This is a genomic window from Xenorhabdus budapestensis, from assembly GCF_002632465.1.
In the GTDB taxonomy this organism is placed as follows: Bacteria; Pseudomonadota; Gammaproteobacteria; order Enterobacterales; family Enterobacteriaceae; genus Xenorhabdus; species Xenorhabdus budapestensis.
This window is the reverse complement of sequence record NZ_NIBS01000023.1, coordinates 1-2,541: the sequence shown is the minus strand read 5'-3', so window position 1 is coordinate 2,541 and position 2,541 is coordinate 1. Positions and strand designations below refer to the sequence as shown.

Sequence of the window (2,541 nt, the reverse complement as noted above, 5' to 3'; positions counted from 1 at the left end):
TTATTACTGTTATGGCACCACATCGCCATTGATGGCTGGTCAATTGATATCTTTATGGATGAACTGGCGGAAATTTACCACTCCTTGCGGGAAAACCGGAACAGCCAGCTTCCTGCGCTGGATATCACCTACGGGGATTATGCCGCATGGCAACGCGACTATTTACAAGGTGACCGGCGTGAACGCCAGCTTGCTTACTGGCAACAGGCTTTAGCCAGCCATGAATCACTGGCCTTACCAACAGACCGCCCCAGACCAGCTCAGGTGAATTATCAGGGACAGGATTTCAATTTTGTACTGAATACCCGGCTTTCTGAACAATTAAGAAGTCTGGCAAAAACACAGGAAACGACCCTGTATACGGTGTTGCTCAGTGCCTTTTATGTCACGCTGGCAAAATTATCCGGGCAAAACGATATCATACTGGGGACTCCAACCGATAACCGCCACCATGTCCAGACTCAGCCCCTGATTGGGATGTTTGTCAACTCACTGGTCTTAAGGGCGCAGCTGCAACAAACTGTCAGCGTGGAAGTCCTGATTAAGCAGATCCATAAGCAGGTTGCCGAAGCCAAGGCCCATCAGGATATGCCGTTTGAACAGCTCCTTGATGCCCTGAATATTGAACGTGATACCGCCCGCCACCCGATTTTTCAGATCATGTTTGGTTTGCAGAGCTTTGGAAAAAATCCGTCAGACAGCCGCCTGCCATTCAGGCCGATGACTCTGGATGAGCCATTATACAGCCCCGCCAAGTTTGACCTGAGCCTGTTTATGTCCGATGGACAAACCGAGATTACCGGTTGCCTGAATTACGCAGTCAGCCTGTTTGATGAAGCCACCATCGTGAGGCTGACAGAAAGCTATCAACGGGTGCTGACCGCCTTTGTGGCAAACCAGAAACAACCACTGTCCGCGCTCGATATCCTGTCTGCACAGGAGCGCCATACCCTGCTGCATACCTGGAACCAGACCGATGCGCCTTATCCGCAGGATAAAACCCTGCAACAACTGTTTGAAGCCCAGGTGGAAAGAACACCGGATAACGTGGCACTGGTGTTTGAAAACGAAACACTAACTTACCACCAGCTTAACGAACGGGCAAATCAGCTAGCTTTTGTGATCCGCGAATGCTATCTGCAACAGAATTATCAACAACAGAATAATGAAACAATGCAGGCTGATACGCCGATAGCCCTGTATCTTGATCGCAGTCTGGAAATGGTGATCAGCATACTGGCGGTGCTGAAAGCCGGCGGGGCTTATGTGCCGATTTCCCCCGCCTATCCCGCTGAGCGAGTACAGTTTATTCTGACTGACATAGCGGCGCCCTGTGTGCTGACCCAACAGCGGCATCTGACCACATTGGCAGAATACATCCAAATACTCACGGAACAACCGGTACTCATCGCGGCGGACGACCGGACAATTACTACAGACCAGTCTGTGGAAAATCCGGTGCGGATAAACCGGCCAACCGATTTGGCCTATATCATTTATACGTCAGGCACCACAGGTCAGCCCAAAGGCGTTATGATTGAGCACAAAAATGTGGCTCACATGGTGGCAACGCAGGCTGAACTTTTTGATGCAACAAAGAGAACAAAAGCCTTAATGTTTGCTGCTTATGTATTTGATGGTTCTGTTTTCGAATTATTCCCCAGCTTATTTAATGGCCTGACCATTTACCTTTGCAGCGAAACAGAACGTCATTCCCATGCAGTTGCCAGACTCATTCAACGGGAAAATATTGAGATTGCCGTCTTACCCCCGGCCATCTTGAAATTGTTAATCGGCACGGAGTTACCCTCCCTGCAATTATTGGTTACAGCGGGAGAGTCTCCCTCCCTGGATTTTCTGGCATATTTCAGCCAATACAGCAGCGTACTGAATGCTTATGGCCCGACAGAAGCCACCGTTAAGGCGACCGGGAATGTGTATCAACGTGGGGACACTGCAACCAATATCGGCACAGCGAATAATAACGTCCGCCTTTACGTACTTGATAGTTATGGCAATCTGTCTCCTGTCGGCGCACCGGGAGAATTGCATATCGGCGGTGCCGGGCTGGCGCGGGGCTATTTAAACCGGCCTGAACTGACTGCCGAACGGTTTGTGGCAAACCCGTTTGCCACAGATAAAGACAAAGAATGCGGTTACCCCCGCCTGTATAAAACCGGCGATTTGGTGCGCTGGCAACCGGACGGCAAGCTGGAATATCTGGGGCGCAATGATTTTCAGGTCACGATCCGCGGTTATCGTATTGAACTGGGGGAAATTGAAAGTGCACTGGCTTTGCACCCACAGATCAAGCAGGCGGTAGTGATTGATCGCGAACATGAAGGTAATAAAACACTGGTGGCTTATTTGGTTGCGGAAAATACGGTTGCGGAAAGCGAACTTTCAGATAATGAGCTGTTCAGATACTTATCTGACCGCTTGCCGGAATATATGGTGCCGGCCAGTTTTACCCGTCTTGAATCAATTCCGCTGACCCTGAACGGTAAAGTGGATCGTCGGGCATTACCAGAACCTGTCTGG

The 2,541-nt window shown here is 50.1% G+C and carries 1 protein-coding gene; it reads left to right on the top strand.

The annotated features are described in order from the left end of the window. A partial coding sequence (locus tag Xbud_RS15865; protein ID WP_145956652.1) for a non-ribosomal peptide synthetase occupies positions 1-2,541 on the top strand: 2,541 nt, incomplete at both ends.